Origin of the sequence: Microbulbifer sp. SH-1 (assembly GCF_011326135.1) — a bacterium.
In the GTDB taxonomy this organism is placed as follows: domain Bacteria; phylum Pseudomonadota; class Gammaproteobacteria; order Pseudomonadales; family Cellvibrionaceae; genus Microbulbifer; species Microbulbifer harenosus.
Genome location: NZ_CP046948.1, coordinates 127,774 through 145,081, shown reverse-complemented (window position 1 = coordinate 145,081; position 17,308 = coordinate 127,774). Strand labels below are relative to the sequence as shown.

The window sequence follows — 17,308 nt, the reverse complement described above, 5'->3', positions numbered from 1 at the left end:
CCGGGCTCTACTTTATAGACCCGTGTTGTCGATCCCGGTCCAACTAATGCCGATGATTCTTGGCCTGCCTATATAGCTGGTCTTTCAAGCGCGCACGCTGGGTTTTCAGCTCGCGGAAATGCTCATCATCGGTAGCCACACCGCGCTCCTCAAGCCCACGGATAGCCTTATCCAGCCGGTGGTAAACATCGCGGTTATTCTTGAACTGAATACTGTCCTGAATCAGATGGCGGATACTGTCGGCGAGATCGGGAAACTCGGTTTCCAGAGTGCGGGAGGGGATGGCCATGGACTGCAGCTCCTCGTGATTGGTGCTTCATCGACGAATTGTAGTCTCCGGGTACCAAGCAACCACAAGATAAAGCCGCTCAATACACGCAATAAACGGCAGAGGTAGAGTTTGACCACCACCTTTCGACTTGACCCGCACGGTCAAATACCCTAGAACACCCTAACACCACCCATGAAAGACTCAGCCAATATGACCACAGGCACCGGGGACAGACAGCACGAATACCTGGAACAAATCCGCCGATTCCTGTCGCAACAAGACGGCCTCGCCGCAGCCTGGCTTTACGGTTCCCGGGCCCGCGGCGAATACAGAGACGACAGCGATATTGACATTGCCGTCGCCCTCAACAATTTCGAAAAAACTTACTCAGAACGCCGCCTACTGCCAGAAATCATGGCACAAGACCTTACCGCGCAACTGGGGCACCCCGTGCAAGTAGTCGATATCAGCCTTGCCCCGATCCCCCTCGCCATCAATATTCTCGAAGATGGCCATCCCGTGTTGATCAAGGATGAATTGCGTTACTGCCGGGAAACCAACCGAATTTACGGACTCTGGAACGATCACTGCTGGCATAAGGCGGAAACGCACAAGGAAAAGCAGGCATGAACTACCAAGCCTATTGCGATGCAATAAATGAACAGGTGGATATCCACTCAAGGCTGCTAAAGCAGATCAGTGAAAAACAGACCCTCGGGCTCCTGGAACGCACCGCTGCCGAACGCAGCCTGCAAATTCTTGTAGAAGCCGCCATTGGTGCCGCCAAGCATACCAGCAGAAAGCTCAAGCTCCCGGAACGCACCGACGCTGCCAGCAGCATTATTCAGTTACTGGAAAACCAACCACTAGACGACGTAACCCCTCAAGAAATGAAAGGCGCCGTAGGCATGCGCAATGCCATTGTCCACGACTATCTGAACCTGGACTGGGAGCTGATACAGGACGTGCTCACTGAGAAGAAGTACCTGAAGCTCGGGCAGTTCGTCAGGCATTGCAGCGAACTATTACTCCGCGACTAACCCGATCTACCAGCAACTGCAGCTCCTCATCTTCCGCCATCCGAGTCTTTATACGGCGAACGGCCTGGGAAACCGCACTGTAGTGGATTCCACCAAACAGCCGAGCGATTTGCTGTAATGTGTGTTATGTCAAGATTTGACCCCGATCCCCGAATCCCCGAAAGACCGTTCACTCTTGCAGAATGGCCGTATAGCTCACTAAAATGGCCGTATTCAACTGAGAATGGCCGTAAAAATGTCCGAAAACGCGAAAAAAATGGCCGTATTGGAGGCTTTAAAGAGCTCGTCAGAAGCCATCTCACTTCCCGAGCTGCTGGAGAGGCTGCCATCTGGGTTCAGCGAGCGCTCCGTTCGGCGCTGGGTCAGCCAATTTGTAGAGAATGGCGAAGTCAAAAAAACCGGACAAAAGCGCGGTACTCGCTACCAATATCTGACGCTCTCATATCCAGACACAAAGCATTCCAACAGCGCCGTGTTCAGCGAGGCGGCTCAGAACGCGATCAACTACGTCAGGCAACCTCTTTTTAAAAGAAAGCCCGTTACATACAACCGGGCCTGGCTCGAAAGTTATCAACCCAACCACAGCAGTTATCTCCAGCTCCAGCAAATCAAAGAACTCGCCAGAGAGGGCAAGCGAACACCAGCACAAGAACCGGCTGGAACTTATGCCCGAAAAATTTACAACCGCCTTTTAATCGACCTCTCCTACAACTCATCCCGATTGGAAGGCAACACCTACTCCCTGAACGATACAGAACGACTACTGCTGGAAGGCAGAGGGGTCGAAGGAAAATTGAATGAAGAAAAAGTGATGATCCTCAACCACAAAGAGGCTATTCGTCACTTGATCGAAGGGATGCCGAGAATCGCCGTCAGTTACGATGAAATATGTACCCTGCATTATCTGCTTTCCGACGGCCTGATACCCGCCAAGTACTCAGGGAAGGTACGCGATCACGGCGTACGCGTCGGCGCATCCACGTATATTCCACTGGAAAACCCACGGACTCTGAACCAAATATTAAATGAAATTGCCGAAAAGGCAGCGGCCATCCAGGCCCCTCATGAGCAAAGCTTTTTCCTGTTGATACATGTCGCTTACTTGCAAGCGTTTACCGATGTAAACAAACGCACCGCCCGACTCAGCGCAAATATACCGCTGTTGCTGCACAACCTCGTCCCGCTCTCTTTCAATGCCATAGAGAAAGATGATTACGCTTCAGCCATGATTGCAATCTATGAGCTGAACGATACAAAACCGCTGGCAGAACTCTACCGCGACTCGTACATCAGAAGTTGCCATGAGTACAATGCGACGGCGGAAGCCATTGGCTTTGATGAAGTACGTGTACGATACCGAGAATTTCGCCGCGAAATCATCCGTACGGCCATTACCAAAGGCCTGACAGGTGATGATTTGCAAAATTTCATTGCAGAAAAAGCAGCACTGATAACCGCCCAAAAAGATCGCGATGCATTCCTTGAAGATATTCAAGAAGATATACGCGAGCTTGCCCCGCAAAGAATCGCGGGCCTGGGAATAACCAGACAACAACTAAGCGAGTGGTTGTCGATTCAGCGTAAGAGCTGAGCTGCCATTCAGTGCGCCAACGAAAGAAGTATTCTACGGCCAAATGAAGCCTGCTTTCAGACAACAGGGTAAATATTGTTATGTCAAGATTTGACCCCTAGATTCTCTTGCAGCAGCCCACCCCTGGTGTATAATTGCACCAAATTCGCACCAATACTGAGAATTTAAGTTATGGCAAGACAAAGTATTACCCTGACAGAACAAAATGACGCGTGGCTTAAAAGTCACGTTGAAGACATCCAGGATTACGCCAACAAAAGCGAACTGATCAACGATCTTATTCGCCAAGCGCGACGAGCGGAAGCCATCAATTCAAAACTCATCAATGCCGAATCCAGCGGATTTGTCACCCAAACGGCTGCCAATATGTTGGCAGAATTCAAATCCGACCTGAAAAAATAAGTTATGCCTGGCTACAAGCTCTCTGCGGCCGCCAAAAATGACCTGCAGCGAATTTATAATTTCGGTTTCAGAGAATTTGGCGAGGAGCAGGCAGACAGTTATTTTCACGGCTTTTTCGCCTGTTTTGAGAAAATCACAGAAAACCCTTATCTATATCAGTCGGTAGACCACATCCGTCCCGGTTACCGCCGCTGTACCTACAGATCAGACAGTATCTACTTCAAAATCAACGACTCAACGGTAGAGATCATGGCGATCCTGGGCGGCCAGAACATTAACGAATGGCTTTAATTCACCATGCAATTTTCTGCAGGAGCTGCCGGAGTATTCCAGTCGTAAAGGTCTGCTCATGGAATAAAGGTAAACAGGAATGCTGTCATATCAAGATTTGCCCCTGCCCTTGACCCCTGCCCAGTGCAACGGCAATCTGATTCACCAAGCAGCGCATGAGGTAAAAGCAGCCCCGAATACGGTTATGTCAAGATTTGACCTCTATCTCTCCTTATCTGTCCCTGCCGTCCCTGCCCCCCTGGAACCTTGATTGCAGACGCATCACAATCGACCTAAAATAGCGGTCATATGACCACAAAAAGAGGTTGTCTAAATGATTGAAGCGCTAGTGGGATCCGAAGGTGCTGAACGTACTTTACTTTTTATAGAAGCCAGAGATTCCGGGTATGCACGAGAAATTAGTGAGACATTTGGTATCAGCCTGAGTGCCATACAAAAACATCTCTATCGTATGGAAGCAGGCGGACTTTTGATCAGCCAACAAATCGGGAAAACCCGCGTATTCTCGTTCAATCCCAGATTCCCATTTTTAGTGGAGACCAGATCACTGCTCCGTGCCGTATTGACCCAGCTCCCAGACCAAACCAAAGAAAATCTGTTGATGAATCGACGTCGCCCCCGCAGGACAGGGAAGCCGTTATGAATATTTCCGAACTGACCCGCCAGGAACTTGCAGCGTATGTTTGTCAGGCACTCGAAGATGATGGAATACAGATTGTACTTACCGGTGGGTCGTGTGTATCGATTTATTCCGTAGAGCAATATGTCTCCCACGATCTGGATTTCATAGATACCAGTTACGCGAGCAGCAAACAGATCAAAGACACATTGGCTAGACTTGGATTCAAGCCGCCGAAACCAGGACGGTGATATTTCGAATCAGAGCAGTCGCCATATGCCATCGAATTTCCGAGCGCACCGCTTGCCATCGGCAGCGAACAGATTGACCGATCCCAAACAGCACAAGTTTCCACCAAAGCCGGATGCCTTAGGCTGCTCAGCCCGACTGATTGCGTGAAGGACAGATTGAGCCACTACTGTTTTTGGAATGATTCTCAGGGACTGCGACAGGCAATTCTTGTCGCCAAGCATCATCCCGTTCAATGGGATGAGATAAAAAGATGGCTCGAAAATGAGGGATATTCAGAAGTTTTCAAAGAGTTCAGAAGCGCACTCGCAAGCCAATCTTGAGGCTTTTTCGCGGAACCGGGTGGAATACTGTTATGTCAAGATTTGCCCCCTAAACTCTGCCCTTGACCCCTGCCCAGTGCAACGGCAATCTGATTCACCAAGCAGCGCATGAGGTAAAAGCAGCCCCGAATACTGTTATGTCAAGATTTGACTCCTGCCCCTGCCCCCTACCCTCTCACGCATTGACAAAGATCAGCCATGTGAATTCAATAACAATTGGTTACCAAATGCGATTGCCAGCACAGCACCAACAACGATGAAACCCAACCCGAGCATCCAACGTACTCTCTCAAAAGCCCCCAAGTTTTGAGCAGATGACGTCCAAGTAAATAGATAAGTGAACGCACCAAAAGCGCACGATACAGCAACCCCACCCATGACGCGGATGAAAGCTCCAACTACCCCATCAGTGACAATCATGGGGATGAACAACCCTAAGAATAGTGCGAGAATACCAGCCGCAAGCGACATTGAAAAATTCGCCCAGTAGCTTTCACACCGACGAATAAATCTGGAGCAAAAGTTATCTGTACCATGCAAGGCAATCCTCAACCCAGAAAACAACGCCACAAAAACGAGCGAGAAAGCAAATGCGTACAGTGCGACAAATTCCTGGATAGTGGCAATAAACACCTTTTCTAATTCTCCTAAAGGTATTATTGCCATGAATCCAAAAACACAGATCGCCGGAACTAACTGACGAACAATTGGACACACACTGTGAAATAGAGCCGCAACGCTGTGATCCTCTGGGTAGCGGCAACTCGAACCGCTAAAAACTCTTCTCAACCTCTGCGACACAGCTCCCAAACTCAATCCCAGCAACCGCCGGCTATTGCTATCAGGTTGAGCTTGTTCGAATTCCACTGACATGCCCTACTCCTTTCAAACTTAACAGACTGTTGAGAAACAGCCTGTTAAAATGGGTCAAGAATGGCCCGACCGGAAATTAAGCTTATAAGCACTTAGTTTTTCGTAGCGGGCTTGCGTGCATATAGCGCAAACCCGGATTGAAAAAAGCCGTGAATGACTTTTTTCAACAAGCGGGTAAAGATTCTCCCCCTACCTCACTTTCTCTGCCTTTTTTCTGAGCATTCGGTGTAATAGCCCCCAGATAAAAAATCCACCAATCAATACGGCTATACCAGCAACCATCGATGAAAAATACAACCCGACACATACCGCCAAAAACAGTAATGTGGCGGATACAGCCTGACTCAAAAACTCAGAAGCCAAAAATTTACAGAAATTCCCGACACCTCTCCAGTTTGTCACATTCATAATGCTCTAAGAGATGCATTTTCAGGCCTGCCCTGGCACGAAACTCCGCTAATGACACCGAAGCTGGAGCAAACTCTGCGAGCGAAGTAATCTCCAGAAAAGCCTGATTCATACTATGCATCACACGGATTTCATCGCTGGACAAATGATCCACTCCAGTAAATTCAACGAATTTTGGTGCGTGTTCCGGGCGCCCCGTCAATACAGACTGAAAAATTGCTTCATAGCTGCTCATACCTAACGCGATCGCTTTAATCGCCGCTCCATAACTGGCTATGCCGAAATTAGTGAAGGCACGCAACCGTTTAGAACCCGCGGATAATCGCCCATTTCCATATCAACCACCAGTACTGGCAAAGTTAGTAAATGCACCACCTGTAAGCCCCCCAAGAATATCCGTCTTGCGGTACTTCATGTTGTAGTGAAGCAAAAATCGAAGAATCGGTGCAGACTGCCCCTCAACCAGCCCCGCCATTTCACGCTGGATAGGCTCACTGACACGAAGCAAAACATTCGCGCGAACAGACGCATCCGAACGATGGCGAGTACCCCACAGCCCCAATTGCATTTGAAGCTGGATTATCCCGACCCATCAGGTAACAGGGTGATTGTAAACACCGGAAAGAAAGCGCCTCCAGGAGGCCTCATCCCCCTTGAGCAGGCCAACCAAAATCACGTCAACATTGGCGCTCTCGTTCTCCAGAACGATGTCGGTGGCCTTCTGTACCTCAGACTTTTGTCGAGTACTCAAATTCAACGGAATCATCACGCGCTCCTTGCACATCTGATGGAAATTTGGGCAACGGTATACCAATACGAAAAAAAAGAAAAATTGGCACCATCGTCACATCTGAGGACGATATTTCCATTGGGAGGAAATTGCAGGGGAAACGAGGATAAAACAATACTGTTATGTCAAGATTTGACCCCTAACCCTAAAATCGAAGAAACGGTGCAGACTGCCCCTCAACCAGCCCCGCCATTTCACGCTGGATAGGCTCACTGACACGAAGCAAAACATTCGCGCGAACAGACGCATCCGAACGATGGCGAGTACCCCACAGCCCCAATTGCATTTGAAGCTGGATTATCCCGACCCATCAGGTAACAGGGTGATTGTAAACACCGGAAAGAAAGCGCCTCCAGGAGGCCTCATCCCCCTTGAGCAGGCCAACCAAAATCACGTCAACATTGGCGCTCTCGTTCTCCAGAACGATGTCGGTGGCCTTCTGTACCTCAGACTTTTGTCGAGTACTCAAATTCAACGGAATCATCACGCGCTCCTTGCACATCTGATGGAAATTTGGGCAACGGTATACCAATACGGAAAAAAAAAAATTGGCACCATCGTCACATCTGAGGACGATATTTCTATTGGGAGGAAATTGCAGGGGAAACGAGGATAAAACAATACTTTTATGTCAAGATTTGACCCCTAACCCTTCATGCAAATTCTCGTAGAAGCCGCAATTGGCGCAGCCAAGCATACCAATAGAAAACTCAAACTTCCGGAGCGCACCGACGCCGCCAGCAGTATTATCCAGCTGCTGGAAAACCAACCGATTGTTGATGTAACCGCGAAGGAAATGAAAGGCGCCGTAGATATGCGCAATGCCATCGTCCACGACTATCTGAATCTGGACTGGGAGCTGATACAGGAAGTGATCAGTGCGGGAAAATACCTGAAGCTCGAACAATTTGTCAGGCACTGCTGCCAACTTTTACTCCGCGACTAACCTCTGACTAACCCCTGCCCGCCAACACCTGAAGTTCGTCATCCTCCGCGCAACCTGGGGCGGTTCACCTTTAATATACATTCGTATGCCGGCTATCGATCCAATGCGCATATTTTAGGCGACTTCAAGTCCACAGGAGAAAAGTGAAACCAAGCCCTGAACCACCTCGGGTGAAGAATCGCCTCTGCATCCTGTTTTAGAGAATCATATCTGGCACCTTCAAATAATCGACCCCCACGCCAAAAGCTGACAGTAGCATTTCGGTTCCGTTCCAACTCATCAAGCAAAGAGTAATACGTTAAAGCTACCCCTTGTGTTTGAATGTACTCAAACTTTCTTGAGCCCGTCGACTTAATCGGTAAGACCACATCATTTAGATATTCAAAAGGACTCACTCGACCCAGCAAAAGGTGGTTACTACCCTTTTCCAACCTCAAGTTAGCAAACATGTTCATTGACTGAGCTGTTTTCAGCCCCAAATAAGGAGTAATACAATTAAAAAAGAATAGTATCCCAATAAGTGTTAACCAACGGTTCTTCGGCAAAAAATAATCTAGGCCGCTGGACCTGTCATCACGACCATATCGAATAATCAAATAGCAAACTGGGAAGACAATAAGAAATGAGACAATAGCCACATCTGAATACCGGCCCAGCCAAGCACTCAAGTATAGCAGCAGGAGGGTCAAAACCATGGCAAAAATTCCCAACGGGCTCTTTAGGAAATCTTCGACATATTTCCACTCGATAGACCTTACAATGTTCCTTGATGCATCCGGTGACAAAAAGCAAGCATGGAGAAAAATCGAAAGAACAGAAAATGGGGCGTACATAGCGTAAGCGCTCAATGCTAAAAGCATATGGAACGCCATCCCCAACGATATACCTATATGTCGCAACTGGGGAACAAACAATAAAACCAACAAGGCACCCTCAACAGTAAATGTGCCATATATATAAACATAGTCAAGGTATTCGCCACGAAATGATGGCAATATCCCTGGCATCATATCCCATAAAGCTAGTGCACAACTCACCTGAGGGTTTAAAAAATCTTGGTTAATCTTATGAAAAACCCCAAAGAAATACATTATGACTAAAAGGGTTCTCCCCACAGGTAATATATCACTCCAAAACTGATTCCATGTATGCCCCCTTAGCGCTCTAGCAACTCCAGAAATCACAATTGCCGAAAGAAAAAAATTTTTTAAAATTGTATGATTTGAAAGGGATGGCATCTGGGCAATACTATCAAACGCCATGACAGCAACTAACAGCATGAAAGAGAAACGCGCTTTAATGCCCCAAAAAAGCGCCAAACCCAATATAGCTATCAAATATGTCGACCAATATATCTTGGCCCCAAACTGAAATTCGTACACTAATAGGTGCAAGAATGCGAAAAAACCAAAGATAAAAAATAAAACCCTATCCCCACTTAAAGATGCAACCTCGCTCCGAGATAGCGAGGTATGCCCCAGCAAAAGCAATAATAAATTTCGCCCAATGCGTAAGAAAGGATACAACACAGCAGATATCACGCTATTGGAAAGCAGCATATTAAAAAAATATACAATTACATTAGGTGCTGAACTTAATCTAGCGAGCAGGCGCATCGCGTCAGCGCCGTGATATAAGCGGTTAGCGTGAAAAACCACCATCCCAAGATCTGGGTCAACCCCTTTTGACTTTAACCATGCCAACATTTCGGGGCGCTCTCTTAAATTAATAAGCTCAACTAATCCAACCGCCTTCTCCAGCCCCAACTTAATAGTATATTGAGAACAAAGCGGACATTCCCCATCATAGAAAACTTGCATACAAACATTAAAAAAGGGCACAAAATGTGCCCTTCTCCATAAGTCAATTACAACTTATCCAACCGTAACGATTAGTTACCCGCAGCAGCAGCACGGCATTCGGATGGTACATACTTGTTGTTAGCAGCAGAAGTTACAGCACAGCCCCAGGTCACACCAGATCCGCCCTGAGTGGAGCCAGGTGTCAGATCCAATGCAACGTTAGCGGCATTAGCCCCCATAGTCACCCGGATAACACCTGTAGTATCAGTACACCCCAAAGACGCAACACTACCAACTGCCGTAGTAAATACATTTACTCCTTGACATGCCCCAGCCGCGATGGTGCCGCCATTATTCGCGATATTCTCAGCGACAGTAGCTTTTGCGCCTGATGCAAGGCTTAAGCCTTCGGAAACGCGTGCGCGAATAGTGTAATCCTGATACGCAGGCAACGCTACCGCAGCCAGAATACCAATAATCGCTACCACGATCATCAATTCGATAAGAGTAAAACCCTGTTGCTTTTTCATTGTAACCGTCTCCATACAGACTGTTGTTTTTGGATGAATCCCGTGAGGAAATCGGGATTTACAATACTCGTAATGAGGTAAATCGCGCAAGCGGGAAAAAGGTCATAAAGTGGCTGCTAGGAAGGAAGCCCACCCACCAAAAGAACAAAAATCAAACAACGAGTTCAAAAATAATCCAGCAAGTAAAACCCTGTGACGCAAATTGTCAGCAAGGGGCCAACATCAGTTGAATTTCCCCACATGATCGCCGGCATGAGAACAGCCATCCAAAGGAATGCATCTTCAGGGGACATGCTCATTAAGGCTACTCGAGTTAAAAGACTACCCAGGTCACAGGTTAACTCTCCCACTCTTTAGATCATTGGCGGGTGCTTTTATATTCGCTATATTGACGGGCCCGCTGGTAGTGCCTTCCCCGACGCGGCCAGAGGTATACGCCCAGTAAACAAACAAAAGTAACAAGCTTCCCGGCGCACGGTAACCACACTTCCATGAGCAGCACTCCCCTCAGCGGCCTGGCCAAACGGCTGGTCATCGATAACGCCATCGACGAAGCTACCGCCCAATCCGCGGTACAGGCCGCCAAACGAGAGCGGCAGAGCTTTGCCCAACATGCGGTGGAATCCAAGCTGATCAAGAGCCGCGAGCTGGCAACTATCGCCTCTACCGCGTTTGGCTCGCCGCTATTTGATCTCTCCAGCTACAACTTCGATCTGCTGCCCAAAGATATTGTCGACGAAAAACTGATCAGCAAACATTTTGCCCTGCCTTTGTACAAGCGCGGCAACCGCCTGTTTGTGGCGGTAGCGGACCCCACCAACCTGGCGGGACTGGACGAGATCAACTTCAACACCGGCCTCAACACCGATGCGGTGCTGGTAGAAGCAGATAAACTCTCCAAGGCCATTGAAAACTACCTGAATAACAGCGACGTAGGTGGCGGCTTAGAGGGGCTTGACGACGAAAGTCTCGACGGTCTCGATGTGGAATCCGGGGAGACACGTCGCGAGGACGAAAGTGATCCCGGCGGAGACGAGGCACCTGTGGTGCGCTTTGTGAATAAGGTACTGCTGGACGCAATCCGCACCGGCGCCTCGGATATACACTTCGAACCCTATGAAAAGCTCTACCGGGTTCGACTGCGCACAGATGGAATTTTGCACGAGGTAGCGCGTCCACCGATCCAGCTGGCCACCCGCATCTCCGCGCGCTTGAAGGTGATGTCAAAGATGGACATTTCCGAGCGCCGCGTACCGCAGGATGGCCGCATAAAAATGAAACTGTCGAAGACCAAGGCCATCGACTTCCGCGTGAACAGCCTGCCCACCCTGTGGGGAGAAAAAATCGTACTGCGGATTCTGGACCCGTCATCCGCCAAACTCGGTATCGACGCTCTCGGTTACGAGGAATTCCAAAAAAAGATCTATATGGATGCCCTGGCCCAGCCTCAGGGTATGATTCTGGTTACCGGGCCCACCGGCTCCGGCAAAACCGTATCCCTGTATACCGGCCTGAATATCCTGAATACCCCTGAGCGCAATATCTCCACCGCAGAAGACCCGGTGGAGATCAACCTGGAGGGCATTAACCAGGTCAACGTCTCCAACAAGGTGGGGCTGAATTTTGCCGAGGCGCTGCGCTCCTTCCTGCGCCAGGACCCTGACATTGTGATGGTGGGAGAGATCCGGGATCTGGAAACCGCGGAAATCGCCATCAAGGCGGCACAAACCGGACACCTGGTGCTCTCCACCCTGCACACCAATTCAGCACCCGAGACCCTCACCCGCCTGATGAATATGGGGGTTCCCACCTTCAACATCGCCACGTCGGTAAGCGTAATCATTGCCCAGCGGCTCGCGCGACGGCTGTGCGGGGAGTGCAAGAAACCTGCTGAATTGCCGGAAGAAGTACTAAAAGAAGAAGGCTTCGATACCGTCACTATCCCAAAATCCGATTGGAAGATATACCAGCCGGTGGGCTGCGAGCACTGCTCCAAGGGCTACAAGGGGCGCGTGGGCGTGTATGAAGTGGTTCGCATCACCGACGGAATTTCGCGCATTATAATGGAGGGCGGCAATTCCATTCAGATTGCCGATCAGGCCAAAAAGGAAGGCTTCAATAACCTGCGCATCTCCGCTCTGCGCAAGGTGGTGATGGGGGTGACCAGTCTGGAAGAAGCCAACCGGGTCACCAAAGATTAAAATTACAGGCCTGCTGCCTGAACAACTGATAAGAAGATCGGGAATACCACCATGGCCAAAGCCGCCGTTGCAGTTGCTTACATATACAAAGGCGTGGATGCCAAAGGGAACAAGGTTGAAGGAGAAATCAACTCAACCAATCCGGCATTGATCAAGGCCCAGTTGCGCCGCCAGGGAATCATCGCCAACAAAGTACAGAAAAAAGCCACCCCGTTGTTTGGTGGCAACAAAAAAATCAAACCGGGTGATATCGCCATCTTCACTCGCCAGATGGCTACCATGATGAAGGCCGGCGTGCCACTAGTACAGAGTTTTGAGATTGTGGCGGATGGTCTCGAAAATGCTGGCATGAAAGAGCTGATATTCAAGATTCGCGATGATGTTGCTTCAGGCACAGCTTTTGCTGACTCCCTGCGTAGACACTCACTGTATTTTGATGATCTATTCTGCAACCTGGTGGCCTCCGGCGAGCAGTCAGGTGCACTGGAAACCATGCTCGACCGCATAGCAACCTACAAGGAAAAAACCGAGTCACTGAAGAAAAAAATCAAAAAGGCTATGACCTATCCTATAGCGGTAGTTGTTGTTGCCGTTGTGGTCACTGCAATCCTACTGGTAAAAGTTGTCCCCCAGTTTGCCGAAACCTTTTCCAGTTTTGGAGCAGACCTTCCCGCATTCACTCTGTTTGTTTTGGGCATTTCCGAATGGATGCAGGCTAACTGGTTCTATGCTTTTCTGGGTGTGGTTGTCGGCATCGGCGGTACCATAGAAGTCAAAAAGCGTAATAAAAATGTGGCCAATTTCTTTGACAAGCTGATGCTCAAGTTGCCTATTCTTGGCCAGATCACCTACAACTCCATTGCCGCTCGCTTTGCCCGCACACTTTCCACCACTTTCGCCGCCGGTGTCCCACTAATCGACGCACTGAAATCCGTTGCCGGAGCTACCGGCAATGTGGTGTACGAAGAGGCGACCCTTAAAATTCGCGATTCCGTGGCAACTGGTATACCGTTAAACGGCGCCATGCGTGTATCTGGATTGTACCCCTCGATGCTTGTACAAATGGCTGCGATCGGCGAGGAATCCGGCGCGCTGGATGAAATGCTGGCCAAAGCTGCCGACTTTTACGAGGAGGCTGTCGACAATTTGGTGGACAACCTGACTACACTAATGGAACCCATGATCATGGCCGTCTTGGGTATTCTTGTTGGTGGTTTGATGATCGCCATGTACCTCCCCATCTTCCAACTCGGCCAGGTCGTGTAAATAAAGATTCAAAATGTTCGAGTATTTTTCTTCCCATCCAGCGCTGCTTATTAGCAGCGCTTTTGTTTTAGGCCTGCTGATCGGCAGCTTCCTCAATGTCGTCATTCACCGTCTCCCCATCATGATGGAACGGGAATACCAGCGGGACTTCTACAGCTATTTTGAAAAGACGCCTTCTGCCGAAGAACAGAAGCAACTTTCCGAAACCTACAATCTGGTGCTGCCACACTCCCACTGCCCAAAGTGCAACACGGTAATCAAACCGTGGGAAAACATCCCCATCGTCAGTTACCTGTGGCTGCGCGGCAAATGCGGCCACTGCGGTACCGCAATTTCCAAGCGCTACCCGCTGGTGGAGCTGGTGACCGGTATTCTGACGGCCATTGTTGTATGGCAACTGGGCTTTACCTGGCAGGCGCTGGCGGGGGTGTTTTTCACCTGGGCACTGGTGGCATTGACGGGGATTGATTTCGACAAGCAGCTGTTGCCAGACAACATCACCCTGCCACTGCTGTGGGCGGGGCTGCTGATCAATATCTGGGGGGTGTTTGTCCCGCTGCAGGACGCGGTAATCGGGGCGATTGTTGGCTACCTGTCTCTGTGGGCGGTGTTCCATCTGTTCAAGCTGGTGACCGGTAAAGAGGGTATGGGTGCGGGGGATTTCAAAATTCTCGCGGCCATTGGCGCCTGGTTTGGTTGGCAGTCGGTGCTGTTGGTGATCCCGCTCTCCGCCGCGGTGGGCGCGCTGGTGGGCATTACCTGGACGCTGGTTTCCGGGCGGGACAAGAATCTGCCCATCGCCTTCGGGCCCTATCTGGCCGGCGCAGCGTGGATTGCCATGCTGTGGGGGGAGCAGATTGTGGGGTGGTATTTCCGTATATCCGGGCTGAGTGGCTGACGGCATTGCCGCGTGTTGCGCACCACGCCACAATCGTTCACATGATCAAGTCATTCAAGCATAAAGGTATAGAGCGCTTTTATCGGAGTGGCGTGAAATCTGGTATTCAAGCCTAGCGCGCCCCAAAACTTCGGATGCAACTGGTGGCGCTGGATACCGCTGTAAGCATTGACGATTTGAACATTCCCGGCTATCGGCTACATCCATTAAAAGGACAAAGAAAAGGTATTTGGTCAATCACCGTAAATGGTAATTGGCGACTGACCTTTGAGTTTCGTGATGGCAATGTCTATATCCTGAACTATGAGGATTATCACTGATGACCATGCACAACCCTCCCCACCCCGGCGAATTCATCCAATTTACCTATATGGAGCCCTTCGGCATCAGCTGTCGCTTTTTAGCCGTAAAGCTTGATGTGGCGGCCTCAACGCTGAATCGGGTGCTAAAAGGCCAAAGTGGTGTAAGCCCAGAAATGGCGCTACGGCTCTCCAAGGCCCTCGGACGCAGCCCGGAAAGCTGGTTGGCGATGCAGGATGCCTATGACTTATGGCAAGCAAGAAAGCATGTTCAGTTGAACAAAGTTCAAAGGCTTGAGCTCGATGCGGCATAAAACTCAGGACAGTGCAGTGCCGGAACAGAGGGAAACGGAACTGGTATCGTCCCTGAGAACAGATCTGGAGGCACGGCTGGCCGCATACGAAGTAGACAACAATCCTGGCTCGGATTGGGATAGCGTCAAGGCGCGATTACTTACAAACCATCCCCTCTCAGCCCCTTAAAAAGCAGGTGACAGAAGATTAGTACGCCCAGGTTTACCGTTGGCCTCACTGGCGGCATTGGCAGTGGCAAGTCTGCGGCAGCGGCGCGCTTTCGGCACCACGGGGTGAATGTGGTAGATGCGGATTGGGCGGCACGAGTGGTGGTTGAGCCCGGGCGGCCGGCTCTCGTCGCTATTGCAGAACACTTCGGCCCTTCCGTGATTCAGGCGGATGGCTCGCTCGACCGGGCGGCGCTGCGCAAGCTGGTGTTTGACAACCCCGCCGAGCGGCGTTGGCTGGAGCAGCTGACGCACCCGCTGATCCGCGAGGAAATCGTCACGTCTCTGGCGGCCAGTGCGCAAACGCACTCTGCACCCTATGCAATCCTGGAATCCCCGCTGCTGATCGAATCCGGCCAGTCGGAGCTGGTGCAGCGTATCTGCGTGGTGGACCTGCCAGAGGCGATGCAGCTGGCGCGGGCCAGTGCACGGGATGCCAATACCCTGGAGCAGATCCGCAAGATCATGGCGGCGCAACTTTCACGGGAGGCACGGTGTGCAATGGCGGACGATATTCTGGATAATAGCGGCTCGCTCGAGTCCCTGAATGCCCAGGTGGATGCACTTCACGCGAAGTACGTGCAGCTGGCTTCCCAATCCTGATTGTTGTAATTCCCATGTCTGACCACTCTTCTTCCGATACCCCGACACTCGCCTGCCCGACCTGCAAGAAGCCCATCGAGTGGAGCGAGAAGTTTCCACACCGCCCATTCTGCAGTGAACGCTGCAAGCTGATTGATCTTGGGGAATGGGCCAGTGAGGGCCACAAGATTCCGGGGCAACCGGTGTACGACGATGTGCTGAGTGACGATTTGGACCCGACCAAAACTCGGCACTGACATCTGACATCAGGAGCCCTGGGCTCCAGTTCGACAATCAGTGCTGGTTTCCTGCCCGCGCGAGAGGAGTGGCAATTTCAACAGCGGCTTCCGAACCTAGCTCTCCGAAGTTGTCATTTTCAATAAACGCGGGACCAATCGCCAGGCAGCCCGGCAGTGGCCTGGGCTTGATCCGCTCGTCGATAAAGGCAGCTACGTCTTCCTTGGGGGCGCGGTGGTCGCCACCTTCTTTGGGTTGGGATTTGTCGCGGTACTCTGCGCCACTCCACATATACAACGTATGCTTAGCGTCATTGACCTGCGCTTCCGAGCAGTGAAACAGTGGGAAGTGATCCCCCGAATTGTGAATGGAGGCCTTTTCCCGCGCTGCGGACTCGGATAGCTCCACCACAATGGTGGACATGATGTTTTCCATCAAGCGGAGGTAATTGGTAAGTGGAGAGCGCTGCTTACGATATGGGTTGCCCGCATTGGATAACCAACGTGACACAGCAAACGAAACTCGCAAGCAACGACGATGGCCGATGGGGTACAACCAGTAAAATTCATCTGGGCCTATCCTCAAAGGCTGAGCTTCGAAATAGAGCCAGTATTGATCATTGCGCTCAAGCCACTGAGCGTTCAGCGGTGCGAGGAAACATGGCCAGTGATATTCGGTAATGTCAAAAGTGTCCTGCTCTTCACCGTAACCTTCGTGGTAACTGCCCAACCAACCCTCACTGAAATACCCTCGCGCGTAACGCAGCAGATCTTCACGACGAAAAAGGCTGCAGTTGACTGGAAGGTCACCCACCTCCTCCACAACCAAATTTACGCGTAGTTCTCCTAACGAACCTCCATCCAGAAGCGGGCGTCCGCTGAAGCTCCAGCCACTACTCCAGATAGTAACTCTGCGGTCCGCCCGTTCACTGCCTGCAGGCTTTACGCTTTGATAGTCAATTGGCTCCAGAGTATCCGTCGAGGCCAGGTCGAAATGATCAGGCTCGGTTTCGAGATACCAAGCGCGCAGAGTTGATTTGTTTGGGCGTACCGGCGGCGCCTGCAGACGTATCTGTGTTCCGGATACATTTTTTCTCACCGAGCGCGCCCTGCGCCAGCTAGGCCCTTTGGGGTTTTGCTCATTGCCAAGCCACATAATGCTTTCCTGTA

General features: G+C 50.5%; 24 protein-coding genes. 15 read left to right on the top strand and 9 right to left on the bottom strand.

Annotation, left to right across the window (positions count from 1 at the left end; translation table 11 throughout):
* Positions 1–43 precede the first annotated feature (43 nt).
* Positions 44–289: a YdcH family protein gene (locus GNX18_RS00730; RefSeq protein WP_138235879.1), complete on the bottom strand. Its 246-nt coding sequence runs from the start codon at positions 287–289 to the stop codon at positions 44–46.
* Positions 290–463: 174 nt separating this feature from the next.
* Between GNX18_RS00730 and GNX18_RS00725 the strand changes: the two genes are divergently transcribed.
* The 7 genes from GNX18_RS00725 to GNX18_RS19500 all read left to right on the top strand — a co-directional run bounded on the left by GNX18_RS00725 (position 464) and on the right by GNX18_RS19500 (position 4,465).
* Positions 464–901: a nucleotidyltransferase domain-containing protein gene (locus GNX18_RS00725; protein WP_138235878.1), complete on the top strand. Its 438-nt coding sequence runs from the start codon at positions 464–466 to the stop codon at positions 899–901.
* Positions 898–1,311, top strand: a complete 414-nt coding sequence (locus GNX18_RS00720) for a DUF86 domain-containing protein (RefSeq protein ID WP_166214817.1) — start codon at positions 898–900, stop codon at positions 1,309–1,311. The genes GNX18_RS00725 and GNX18_RS00720 overlap by 4 nt, the downstream gene beginning before the upstream one ends.
* Before the next feature lie 235 nt (positions 1,312–1,546).
* Entirely contained in the window at positions 1,547–2,902 is a 1,356-nt protein-coding gene (locus GNX18_RS00715; protein ID WP_166214815.1) for a Fic family protein, read from the top strand.
* A 171-nt stretch (positions 2,903–3,073) separates the two neighbouring features.
* A complete protein-coding gene (locus tag GNX18_RS00710; RefSeq protein WP_166214813.1) occupies positions 3,074–3,304 on the top strand; it encodes a CopG family transcriptional regulator in 231 nt (76 codons plus the stop codon).
* Between the two features lie 3 nt (positions 3,305–3,307).
* A complete protein-coding gene (locus GNX18_RS00705; protein WP_166214811.1) occupies positions 3,308–3,595 on the top strand; it encodes a type II toxin-antitoxin system RelE/ParE family toxin in 288 nt (95 codons plus the stop codon).
* A 313-nt stretch (positions 3,596–3,908) separates the two neighbouring features.
* Complete coding sequence (locus GNX18_RS00700; protein WP_166214809.1) at positions 3,909–4,238, top strand: winged helix-turn-helix domain-containing protein; 330 nt, start codon at positions 3,909–3,911, stop codon at positions 4,236–4,238.
* The gene (locus tag GNX18_RS19500; RefSeq protein ID WP_240914129.1) at positions 4,235–4,465 is read left to right on the top strand and encodes a hypothetical protein; all 231 of its coding nucleotides are present in this window, start codon (positions 4,235–4,237) and stop codon (positions 4,463–4,465) included. The genes GNX18_RS00700 and GNX18_RS19500 overlap by 4 nt, the downstream gene beginning before the upstream one ends.
* A 513-nt stretch (positions 4,466–4,978) precedes the next feature.
* On the opposite strand, the gene GNX18_RS00690 is transcribed toward GNX18_RS19500, so the two are convergent.
* From GNX18_RS00690 to GNX18_RS00670, 5 genes are all read right to left on the bottom strand, one after another.
* Positions 4,979–5,659, bottom strand: a complete 681-nt coding sequence (locus GNX18_RS00690) for a hypothetical protein (protein WP_166214807.1) — start codon at positions 5,657–5,659, stop codon at positions 4,979–4,981.
* A gap of 367 nt (positions 5,660–6,026) precedes the next feature.
* The gene (locus GNX18_RS00685; RefSeq protein ID WP_166214805.1) at positions 6,027–6,302 is read right to left on the bottom strand and encodes a hypothetical protein; all 276 of its coding nucleotides are present in this window, start codon (positions 6,300–6,302) and stop codon (positions 6,027–6,029) included.
* A gap of 102 nt (positions 6,303–6,404) precedes the next feature.
* On the bottom strand, positions 6,405–6,635 hold the full coding sequence (locus tag GNX18_RS00680) for a hypothetical protein (protein ID WP_166214803.1): 231 nt from the start codon (positions 6,633–6,635) through the stop codon (positions 6,405–6,407).
* A 24-nt stretch (positions 6,636–6,659) separates the two neighbouring features.
* Positions 6,660–6,833: a hypothetical protein gene (locus GNX18_RS00675; RefSeq protein WP_166214801.1), complete on the bottom strand. Its 174-nt coding sequence runs from the start codon at positions 6,831–6,833 to the stop codon at positions 6,660–6,662.
* A 334-nt stretch (positions 6,834–7,167) separates the two neighbouring features.
* Positions 7,168–7,341 (bottom strand): hypothetical protein, encoded by a 174-nt coding sequence (locus tag GNX18_RS00670; protein WP_166214801.1) that lies wholly within the window; start codon positions 7,339–7,341, stop codon positions 7,168–7,170.
* Positions 7,342–7,512: 171 nt separating this feature from the next.
* On the opposite strand from GNX18_RS00670, the gene GNX18_RS00665 reads away from it, so the two are divergent.
* A complete protein-coding gene (locus GNX18_RS00665) occupies positions 7,513–7,803 on the top strand; it encodes a DUF86 domain-containing protein (protein ID WP_166214799.1) in 291 nt (96 codons plus the stop codon).
* A gap of 92 nt (positions 7,804–7,895) precedes the next feature.
* Here GNX18_RS00665 and GNX18_RS00660 read toward each other — a convergent pair whose 3' ends face one another.
* Both GNX18_RS00660 and GNX18_RS00655 read right to left on the bottom strand, forming a co-directional pair.
* Positions 7,896–9,644: a DCC1-like thiol-disulfide oxidoreductase family protein gene (locus GNX18_RS00660; protein ID WP_166214798.1), complete on the bottom strand. Its 1,749-nt coding sequence runs from the start codon at positions 9,642–9,644 to the stop codon at positions 7,896–7,898.
* A gap of 50 nt (positions 9,645–9,694) precedes the next feature.
* Positions 9,695–10,135 carry a pilin gene (locus GNX18_RS00655; RefSeq protein ID WP_205828022.1) on the bottom strand — a complete coding sequence of 147 codons (441 nt, stop codon included), beginning with the start codon at positions 10,133–10,135 and terminating at the stop codon, positions 9,695–9,697.
* 491 nt (positions 10,136–10,626) lie between these two features.
* Between GNX18_RS00655 and pilB the strand changes: the two genes are divergently transcribed.
* From pilB to yacG, 7 genes are all read left to right on the top strand, one after another.
* Positions 10,627–12,336 (top strand): type IV-A pilus assembly ATPase PilB, encoded by a 1,710-nt coding sequence (gene pilB / locus GNX18_RS00650; protein ID WP_166214794.1) that lies wholly within the window; start codon positions 10,627–10,629, stop codon positions 12,334–12,336.
* A 51-nt stretch (positions 12,337–12,387) separates the two neighbouring features.
* Positions 12,388–13,602: a type II secretion system F family protein gene (locus tag GNX18_RS00645; RefSeq protein ID WP_166214792.1), complete on the top strand. Its 1,215-nt coding sequence runs from the start codon at positions 12,388–12,390 to the stop codon at positions 13,600–13,602.
* Positions 13,603–13,615: 13 nt separating this feature from the next.
* On the top strand, positions 13,616–14,500 hold the full coding sequence (locus tag GNX18_RS00640) for an A24 family peptidase (RefSeq protein ID WP_166214790.1): 885 nt from the start codon (positions 13,616–13,618) through the stop codon (positions 14,498–14,500).
* A 134-nt stretch (positions 14,501–14,634) separates the two neighbouring features.
* Positions 14,635–14,820, top strand: a complete 186-nt coding sequence (locus GNX18_RS19490; RefSeq protein ID WP_256367352.1) for a type II toxin-antitoxin system RelE/ParE family toxin — start codon at positions 14,635–14,637, stop codon at positions 14,818–14,820.
* Positions 14,820–15,113 carry a HigA family addiction module antitoxin gene (locus GNX18_RS00630; protein WP_166214788.1) on the top strand — a complete coding sequence of 98 codons (294 nt, stop codon included), beginning with the start codon at positions 14,820–14,822 and terminating at the stop codon, positions 15,111–15,113. Before GNX18_RS19490 ends, GNX18_RS00630 begins: the two co-directional genes overlap by 1 nt.
* A 186-nt stretch (positions 15,114–15,299) precedes the next feature.
* Positions 15,300–15,923, top strand: coding sequence for a dephospho-CoA kinase (coaE, locus tag GNX18_RS00625; RefSeq protein WP_166220233.1), 624 nt, complete (start codon positions 15,300–15,302; stop codon positions 15,921–15,923).
* A gap of 14 nt (positions 15,924–15,937) precedes the next feature.
* The gene (yacG, locus tag GNX18_RS00620; RefSeq protein WP_166214786.1) at positions 15,938–16,159 is read left to right on the top strand and encodes a DNA gyrase inhibitor YacG; all 222 of its coding nucleotides are present in this window, start codon (positions 15,938–15,940) and stop codon (positions 16,157–16,159) included.
* A 37-nt stretch (positions 16,160–16,196) separates the two neighbouring features.
* On the opposite strand, the gene GNX18_RS00615 is transcribed toward yacG, so the two are convergent.
* Positions 16,197–17,294, bottom strand: coding sequence for a hypothetical protein (locus tag GNX18_RS00615; protein ID WP_166214784.1), 1,098 nt, complete (start codon positions 17,292–17,294; stop codon positions 16,197–16,199).
* Positions 17,295–17,308: the final 14 nt, after the last annotated feature.

What these genes read in the sequence shown, in the direction of transcription:
- GNX18_RS00730 (WP_138235879.1), bottom strand. Translation starts at nt 289, where the DNA reads ATGGCCATCCCCTCCCGCACTCTGGAAACCGAGTTTCCCGATCTCGCC.
- GNX18_RS00725 (WP_138235878.1), top strand. Translation starts at nt 464, where the DNA reads ATGAAAGACTCAGCCAATATGACCACAGGCACCGGGGACAGACAGCAC.
- GNX18_RS00720 (WP_166214817.1), top strand. Translation starts at nt 898, where the DNA reads ATGAACTACCAAGCCTATTGCGATGCAATAAATGAACAGGTGGATATC.
- GNX18_RS00715 (WP_166214815.1), top strand. Translation starts at nt 1,547, where the DNA reads ATGTCCGAAAACGCGAAAAAAATGGCCGTATTGGAGGCTTTAAAGAGC.
- GNX18_RS00710 (WP_166214813.1), top strand. Translation starts at nt 3,074, where the DNA reads ATGGCAAGACAAAGTATTACCCTGACAGAACAAAATGACGCGTGGCTT.
- GNX18_RS00705 (WP_166214811.1), top strand. Translation starts at nt 3,308, where the DNA reads ATGCCTGGCTACAAGCTCTCTGCGGCCGCCAAAAATGACCTGCAGCGA.
- GNX18_RS00700 (WP_166214809.1), top strand. Translation starts at nt 3,909, where the DNA reads ATGATTGAAGCGCTAGTGGGATCCGAAGGTGCTGAACGTACTTTACTT.
- GNX18_RS19500 (WP_240914129.1), top strand. Translation starts at nt 4,235, where the DNA reads ATGAATATTTCCGAACTGACCCGCCAGGAACTTGCAGCGTATGTTTGT.
- GNX18_RS00690 (WP_166214807.1), bottom strand. Translation starts at nt 5,659, where the DNA reads ATGTCAGTGGAATTCGAACAAGCTCAACCTGATAGCAATAGCCGGCGG.
- GNX18_RS00685 (WP_166214805.1), bottom strand. Translation starts at nt 6,302, where the DNA reads ATGAGCAGCTATGAAGCAATTTTTCAGTCTGTATTGACGGGGCGCCCG.
- GNX18_RS00680 (WP_166214803.1), bottom strand. Translation starts at nt 6,635, where the DNA reads ATGCAATTGGGGCTGTGGGGTACTCGCCATCGTTCGGATGCGTCTGTT.
- GNX18_RS00675 (WP_166214801.1), bottom strand. Translation starts at nt 6,833, where the DNA reads ATGATTCCGTTGAATTTGAGTACTCGACAAAAGTCTGAGGTACAGAAG.
- GNX18_RS00670 (WP_166214801.1), bottom strand. Translation starts at nt 7,341, where the DNA reads ATGATTCCGTTGAATTTGAGTACTCGACAAAAGTCTGAGGTACAGAAG.
- GNX18_RS00665 (WP_166214799.1), top strand. Translation starts at nt 7,513, where the DNA reads ATGCAAATTCTCGTAGAAGCCGCAATTGGCGCAGCCAAGCATACCAAT.
- GNX18_RS00655 (WP_205828022.1), bottom strand. Translation starts at nt 10,135, where the DNA reads ATGAAAAAGCAACAGGGTTTTACTCTTATCGAATTGATGATCGTGGTA.
- pilB (WP_166214794.1), top strand. Translation starts at nt 10,627, where the DNA reads ATGAGCAGCACTCCCCTCAGCGGCCTGGCCAAACGGCTGGTCATCGAT.
- GNX18_RS00645 (WP_166214792.1), top strand. Translation starts at nt 12,388, where the DNA reads ATGGCCAAAGCCGCCGTTGCAGTTGCTTACATATACAAAGGCGTGGAT.
- GNX18_RS00640 (WP_166214790.1), top strand. Translation starts at nt 13,616, where the DNA reads ATGTTCGAGTATTTTTCTTCCCATCCAGCGCTGCTTATTAGCAGCGCT.
- GNX18_RS19490 (WP_256367352.1), top strand. Translation starts at nt 14,635, where the DNA reads ATGCAACTGGTGGCGCTGGATACCGCTGTAAGCATTGACGATTTGAAC.
- GNX18_RS00630 (WP_166214788.1), top strand. Translation starts at nt 14,820, where the DNA reads ATGACCATGCACAACCCTCCCCACCCCGGCGAATTCATCCAATTTACC.
- yacG (WP_166214786.1), top strand. Translation starts at nt 15,938, where the DNA reads ATGTCTGACCACTCTTCTTCCGATACCCCGACACTCGCCTGCCCGACC.
- GNX18_RS00615 (WP_166214784.1), bottom strand. Translation starts at nt 17,294, where the DNA reads ATGTGGCTTGGCAATGAGCAAAACCCCAAAGGGCCTAGCTGGCGCAGG.